General features: G+C 61.6%; 6 protein-coding genes. 1 reads left to right on the forward strand and 5 read right to left on the reverse strand.

The genetic code is table 11. The annotated features are described in order from the left end of the window. Positions 1-58: 58 nt before the first annotated feature. The 4 genes from NW843_RS06630 to NW843_RS06645 all read right to left on the reverse strand — a co-directional run bounded on the left by NW843_RS06630 (position 59) and on the right by NW843_RS06645 (position 2,921). Positions 59-790 carry a transporter substrate-binding domain-containing protein gene (locus NW843_RS06630; protein WP_414522463.1) on the reverse strand — a complete coding sequence of 244 codons (732 nt, stop codon included), beginning with the start codon at positions 788-790 and terminating at the stop codon, positions 59-61. 79 nt (positions 791-869) lie between these two features. Then, complete coding sequence (rplT, locus tag NW843_RS06635) at positions 870-1,226, reverse strand: 50S ribosomal protein L20 (protein ID WP_011434388.1); 357 nt, start codon at positions 1,224-1,226, stop codon at positions 870-872. Positions 1,227-1,359: 133 nt separating this feature from the next. Continuing rightward, positions 1,360-1,560, reverse strand: a complete 201-nt coding sequence (gene rpmI, locus NW843_RS06640; protein ID WP_011434387.1) for a 50S ribosomal protein L35 — start codon at positions 1,558-1,560, stop codon at positions 1,360-1,362. A 128-nt stretch (positions 1,561-1,688) separates the two neighbouring features. After that, a complete protein-coding gene (locus NW843_RS06645; protein WP_414522464.1) occupies positions 1,689-2,921 on the reverse strand; it encodes a class I SAM-dependent methyltransferase in 1,233 nt (410 codons plus the stop codon). Between the two features lie 81 nt (positions 2,922-3,002). Here NW843_RS06645 and glcD point away from each other — a divergent pair, with 81 nt between their 5' ends. After that, a complete protein-coding gene (gene glcD / locus NW843_RS06650) occupies positions 3,003-4,514 on the forward strand; it encodes a glycolate oxidase subunit GlcD (protein WP_414522465.1) in 1,512 nt (503 codons plus the stop codon). A 61-nt stretch (positions 4,515-4,575) separates the two neighbouring features. On the opposite strand, the gene NW843_RS06655 is transcribed toward glcD, so the two are convergent. After that, a complete protein-coding gene (locus NW843_RS06655) occupies positions 4,576-6,462 on the reverse strand; it encodes an AAA family ATPase (protein WP_011434384.1) in 1,887 nt (628 codons plus the stop codon). Positions 6,463-6,590: the final 128 nt, after the last annotated feature.

Below are 6,590 nucleotides of genomic sequence, written 5' to 3' on the forward strand. Positions count from 1 at the left end.
GAACAGTGATGTTCAGCAGTGTTCAGCGTAAATGTATCAGTAGGGAGTATCCTCAACTTTAGGGCAACCCCCAGGCTCTGGCCCGCTCTGCCAGCCAGCCCTCAGCCCGCAAATTCTCCAGTTCTCGGCGCACCCGCAGCCGCAATTCGGCGTGCTGCAGCCCCTTGGGCATGGCAATGCCCAGCCCCACCGTTGCCAAGGGGGATCCCAGAAATTGAAACTGTGGCTCCGCAGCGCTTTCGCGACGGGGATGCTCTGCTAGCCACCCTGCCAGCACCGAGCGATCTGCTGCCCACCCCTGCACCGCCCCTTTCAGGAGCAGTTCCGCCCCTTCTCGGTAGGAATCGACAGGCACCAACTCCACCCCTGGCAGGTATCGATTCAGCAGGGGAATGGCGCTGGAACCGCGCAAGACTGCAACGCGACCGCCCCGCAAGTCCGACCAGCTTTCCCAGTTGTGGGAACGAGCCACAACCAAGCTGGGGCCATCCTGATAGTAAGCAGAAGTGAACTCCACCTGGCGCGCCCGATCCGGGGTAATGCCGATCTGAGCAATGGCCAAATCCACCTGGCCGTCAGCCAGCACCTGCAGCCGCTCTACATTCGAGACCGGCACCAACTCCACAGCCTCTGCCGAGCCCAACAGCCGGGATCCCAGCTCACAAGCCAGCTCGATCTCAAACCCCTGCAGATCCCCTTGGGGAGTGCGAAACCCCAGCGGCCTCAAGTTGTCTTTTATGGCAACGCGCAGCCGTCCAGAATCCACAATCTCCGGCCAAGGACGAGCCACAGTAGGGATCCCTCTCCCCAGGCAGGCGAGGGCCAGAATGGCTGCCAGGAAGGACTTCTGGATAGCCGTCGGAACCTCCTCAGGAGGCGCGAGACTGGCGCGCTGCCTCCACCACCTGGGTAAAGGCCTCTGGATCCAGGAAAGCCAAGCGGGCCAACATTTTGCGGTTGAGCTGGATATTGGCTTTTTTGAGACCATCGATGAACTCGTGGTAACGCAGGCCCTGGGCACGGGTGGCCGCGTTGATGCGGGTAATCCATAGGCGACGAAAATCCCGCTTCTTGCGGCGGCGATCCCGGTAGGCGCTGCGCAAAGCCTTCATCACCTGCTGGTTGGCGGTGCGGAACAGCTTTGAACCAGCTCCCCGAAAGCCTTTGGCCAGCTTGAGGATCTTTTTGCGGCGCTTGCGGGCGACATTGCCCCGTTTGACTCTCATGGCAGTAACTCAATAGGAACTTGAACAAACTCAAACTGAAGGGTAGAAGCACTCCGTCCTGCTAACGGGATCGGAACTGCTGTCGCCAATGCCAGCCCCTGAAATCTTCTTGCCGGCGCGAGCGGGATCCCGGCTAGTGGGTGTTGGGCAACATCAGGCGCACATTGACCACATCCCGCTTGTCCACCAGGGCCACACCGGCCAATTTGCGTTTGCGCTTGCTGGTTTTGTGCTCCAGCAAGTGGTTGTGCCCGGCCCTGCGACGCATAAACTTGCCGCTGCCGGTCAGGCGGAAGCGCTTGGCTGCTGCCTTGCGGGTTTTGATTTTGGGCATGATGACAACCCCAGAATATGCGGGGCCAGAGCTAAAGGTCACAGCTTTCTAGGATAAGCCATAGAAGAACAAGAGGGCAAATGCCAAGGTTCGTCCCGCTGAGGCAAGGGAAAGGGGTCGAGAAACTCTCAGGAGACTGAGTTTTGAGGCTCCAGCAGCAGCACTTGCCAGCGCAGCAAGCGTTGCAGTTGCTCAAAGCTCAGGGGCCACTCTAGGCCAGCCTGGATCTCTTGGACGGTGCGGATCCCGTCCACCTGTTGGAGAAAGGCGAAGGCTTCTTCGCTCAGGGAGATGGCTTCGTAAGCATAGTTGAAAATGCTCCGCCCCGGCCACAGGCCCAGACAGGGGCTGAGGTGGGCAATGGCTGATGCTACACTTTCCGGGCTTGTCCATTCCCAGCAGCGGATGGGGGGCTTGCCGAGAAACAGCTCGTAGTGGGCTACCACCGGATCCAGCAGCTCGATCAGGCGATAGCGTTCCGGTTCCGGCAGCTGAGCCGCCTGAGCCAGCAGGGCCTCGTCCTGGCCCAACACCCGCTCCAGCCGCCAAAACTCTGGGTTGGAAAAGCGCAGAAACTGCAGTCCAGAAGCCCGGATTAATTCAAACAGAGTCTCGATGGTGTAGTCCACTTCCTGGGGGTGCAGGTACATATCGGCGAAGCATTCGTCGTCCACGTTCTCGATGGCCCAGCGGGCCCGTTCTTGCTGCTGGATGCGGTTGGTTTCCGGCAAGATCTCGAAAAGGCGGCGGCCCACCTGGAGACCCCTCTGCAATTGCTCCGCCGAGGCAAGGGTCTGGTGTTCAGAACCCGTTACCAGCAGGCGGATGGCCTTTTGCATGAGGCGGATTTCGTGGCGGCCCAGCTCACCATACACAAACAGGTGCAAGAGCCCGCCGGGAGCCAATTTGCCGGCCAAAGCCTGCAGCCCCGCTAGCGGATCGGGCAGGTGGTGGAGCACGCCCACGCAGTTGATGAAGTCAAACTGCCCCGGCAGCTGGTCGATGTCGTAGACGTTGAGCTGGCGAAACTGCACCGGCGGTGCCTGGGAAGCCCGACAACGGGCCTCGGCAATCTCCAGGGCGCGGCTGCTCAGATCAAAGGCCCAAATTTCTGCGTTGGGGTTTTGGTGGGCAATGTATTCTGTTCCCACTCCCGAGCCACAGCCCGCATCCAGAATGCGCACCTTGCGCCGACCCGGATGGGATCCCGTACAAAAGGCATGGGCCTGGGGCCAACTCCAGCGCCAATTCCACCCTGGCGGGGGAACAGTGCCGATGGGCTGCGGGGGGAAGGGGTAGAGCTCGTAGAGCTGCCGCACTTGGTTGAGCACTTGTTCGGCGCTGGGGGAGTTGGGCTGCATGGGCTATCTGTTGGCTGGCTCGGTTACCAGCAAGACTATAGTGACAATATCCCTCCTAAAGCTCCTGCTGGGCCCACTGTCATGAAAGTGCTCCGCACCGCTAGCGCGAACGCTTCTGCTCATCCTCTACAGACCGGCCTCACCTTCGACTGGATCAGGCTGACGGCTGAGCTCAAAAAGATTCTGGATCCCCAGCGGGTGATCAGCAAGCCGGAGGAGCTGCTGGTTTACGAATGCGATGGGCTGGTCAGCTACCGGCAAAGGCCGGCGCTGGTGGTGCTGCCCCGCACAACAGAAGAGGTAGCGCAGGTGGTGAAGCTGTGCAGCCGCTACCAGGTGCCCTTCGTGGCGCGGGGATCCGGTACGGGCCTCTCAGGGGGAGCCCTGCCGGTGGAAAATAGCGTCGTCATCGCCACCACCCTGATGAAGCAGATCCTGGAAATCGATCTGGACAACCGCTGCATGGTGGTGCAGCCGGGGGTTATTAACACTTGGATTACCCAGGCCGTGGCCGCCCAAGGCTACTTTTATGCGCCGGATCCCTCTAGCCAGTCGGTTTGCTCCATCGGAGGTAATGTGGCGGAGAACTCCGGCGGTGTCCACTGCCTCAAGTACGGCGTAACAGCCAACCACATTCTCGGCCTGACGGTGGTGCTGCCGGATGGGGAGGTGGTGTGCTGGGGAGGCAAGATCCCGGAGATGCCCGGCTACGACTGGGTGGGGCTGTTTGTGGGATCCGAGGGCACCCTGGGCGTTGCCACCGAGATTACCCTGCGCTTGCTCAAGGCCCCGGCTCAAGTGCAGGTTTTGCTGGCAGACTTTGACAGTGTGGAAGCGGCGGGATCCACCGTCTCCGACATCATTGCTGCCGGGATCATCCCCGCCGGCCTGGAGATTATGGACAACTTCAGCATCAATGCCGTGGAGGATGTGGTGCAGTTGGGCTACTATCCGCGGGATGCGGCGGCCATTTTGTTGGTGGAGGTGGATGGGCTGGAACTGGAGGTGGAAGAAGCCAGCCAACAGGTGAGGGCGCTGTGCTTCAAAAATGGGGCGCGACAGGTGCAAGTCGCATCCGACCCGGAAGAGCGGGCGCGGGTGTGGAAAGGACGTAAGGCAGCATTTGCCGCCATGGGCAAGCTCAGCCCCAACTACTATGTTCAGGATGGGGTGATCCCCCGCAGCCAGCTAGCCTTTGTCTTGAAGGAAATCGAGCGCCTCAGCCGTGAGTACGGTTATCCGGTGGCCAATGTGTTTCACGCTGGCGACGGCAATCTGCACCCCTTGATCCTCTACGACGAGTCGGTGCCGGGATCCCTGGAGCAGGTGGAGAAACTGGGGGGCGAGATCCTTAAGCTCTGCGTGCGCTTGGGGGGCAGCATCTCCGGCGAACATGGCATCGGGGCAGACAAACGCTGCTACATGCCGGAAATGTTTACGCCTGCGGATCTGGAGAGCATGCAATGGGTGCGGCAGGTGTTCGACCCCCAGCACATCGCCAACCCCGGCAAGATCTTTCCCACCCCCCGCACCTGCGGTGAGTCAGCCCACGCCCACAGCCAACCAGAATGGCAAGGGATCCCAGTCTTTTGATTTTGAAAGTTTGAAGGTGCTCCGAACCGCTGGCGTGATGGGAATAGCCCTCAGGCTGGGATCAGCCAGCTTGGCGTTGCTGCTGCAGCTCGGCAAAGGCTCGACAGAAGTCTTCCTGTTGGATGACCAGGGTTTTGGCATCCACCGTCTCGGAAGTGGCGCGGTGGCGGCGGATGGCGGCAATGGCGGCGCGGTTGCTGAGCAGGGCCAGGTCGGCACCACTCCAACCTTCGGTCTGCTCGGCCCACCCCTGTAAGTCCACATCAGGCCCCAGGGGACGCTTGCGGTTGTGAACGGCCAAAATTTCCCGTCGCCCGCTGCGATCCGGCAGCTCCACGCTCAGGTGCAGCTCCAACCTGCCGGCCCGGGTGAGGGCGGGATCCAAACTGGCTTTGCGGTTGGTGGCGGCCACCACCAACACCCCCTGGCTGGGGCGGATCCCGTCCAGCTCTGCCAGCAGCTGCCCCAGAACGCGGTCGCTGACCCCACTATCCCCGGAGTAGCTTCCCCGCGCCGGGGCGAGGGTGTCGATCTCGTCGATGAAGATGACACAGGGGGCACATTGGCGGGCGCGGGCAAAAAGTTCCCGTACCGCCTGCTCGGAGGATCCCACCCATTTGCTCAACAGCTCCGGGCCGGAGACGGCAATGAAGTTAGCCTTGGCCTGGGAAGCGATGGCTTTGGCCAACAGGGTTTTGCCAGTGCCAGGGGGGCCGCTGAGGAGGATGCCCTTGGGCGCTTGGGCCTGAGCCTGCTCGTACAACTCAGGGTGCAGCAGGGATCCCTCGATGGCCTCTTGCAAAATCTGCTTGGCGTGCTCCAGGCCGCCAATTTGATCCCAGCTCACCTGCGGGGATTCAATCTCCACCGAGCGCAGCACCGCCGGCTTCACCTGTTGCAGAGCCTGTTGAAAATCCGCTGCGGTTACCGTCAGGGACTCGGGGATGGGGGATCCCAAATCGGGCACCTGCCGCCGCAAAGCCGCATAGGCTGCTGCCTGGCACAGGCCCCGCAGATCTGCCCCCACAAAGCCCAGCGTCTGATCCGCCAGGCTGTCCAGATCCACATCCTCCGCCAAGGGCATGCCGCGGGTGTGGATGGCCAGGATCTCCCGCCGCCCCTCCCGGTCCGGCACCTTGAAGATCACCTCCCGATCAAAGCGCCCCGGTCGCCGCAGAGCCGGATCCAGAGCCTCGGGCCGGTTGGTGGCTGCCAGCACCACGATCCCCTTTTGGGCCACAAACCCGTCCATCAGCCCCAGCATCTGGGCCACCAGGCGTTTTTCCACCTCCCCCTCGACAGTGGCGCGGTTGGGCACTAGGGCATCGATTTCGTCAATAAACACCAGACAGGGAGCCGATTTGGCTGCCTTTTCAAACAGTTGCCGCAGGCGCGCCTCCGCCTCGCCGTAGTACTTGCCGATCAGCTCCGGGCCGACAATGGCGATGTAGTTCACCCCCAGGCTCTCGGCCAGGGCGCGGGCCGTCAGGGTTTTGCCGGTGCCGGGGGGGCCTACCAACAACACGCCGCGGGGCGGATCCAACCCCAGCTTGGCCAGCAGATCGGGCCGCTTGAGGGGGATCTCCACCATCTCCCGCAGCGCTTGGAGCTGTTCCCTCAGTCCCCCCACATCCTTGAGGCGTGGCCCAGCCCAAGACTCTGGGCGGTCGGCAGAAGTTGCTGGCGGGTCGGGCACAGCGGCCTTGGACGGTTCCTGGAAGCGAACCGCAGACATCACTTGGGGCTCGCTGCTCCAGGGGGGATCCCCCGTTTGGGCAGGGCTGCGGCGGCGGGGGATGGAGCCGGAAGGGGGAATAGAACTGCCCAGAGGACGGGCCTGGATGCGGACTTCGGTTCGCAGCTCTCCACTTTGCTTTTTCTCGTCCAGCTTCTGAGCCAGCTCGATCAACTGCTCAATGCCCTGTACAAAGTCACTTAAATTGGCCATAGCCGGGATTTTCCATCCACACAAGTTATCTGCAAATTGACCCGCCAGAGGTGCTAACTCATCCCCTGCCTGGCCAGCTCAGGTGAGGAGAGCATGACTCTAGTCAATAATAAGCTCAACTATACTGA

Origin of the sequence: Synechococcus sp. R5-12, assembly GCF_047502655.1 — a bacterium.
Lineage (GTDB): Bacteria > Cyanobacteriota > Cyanobacteriia > Thermostichales > Thermostichaceae > Thermostichus.

Bases quoted from the DNA above. Each gene is read 5' to 3' on its own strand.
- rplT (WP_011434388.1), bottom strand. From the start codon at position 1,226: ATGAGAGTCAAACGGGGCAATGTCGCCCGCAAGCGCCGCAAAAAGATC.
- rpmI (WP_011434387.1), bottom strand. From the start codon at position 1,560: ATGCCCAAAATCAAAACCCGCAAGGCAGCAGCCAAGCGCTTCCGCCTG.
- NW843_RS06645 (WP_414522464.1), bottom strand. From the start codon at position 2,921: ATGCAGCCCAACTCCCCCAGCGCCGAACAAGTGCTCAACCAAGTGCGG.
- glcD (WP_414522465.1), top strand. From the start codon at position 3,003: ATGAAAGTGCTCCGCACCGCTAGCGCGAACGCTTCTGCTCATCCTCTA.
- NW843_RS06655 (WP_011434384.1), bottom strand. From the start codon at position 6,462: ATGGCCAATTTAAGTGACTTTGTACAGGGCATTGAGCAGTTGATCGAG.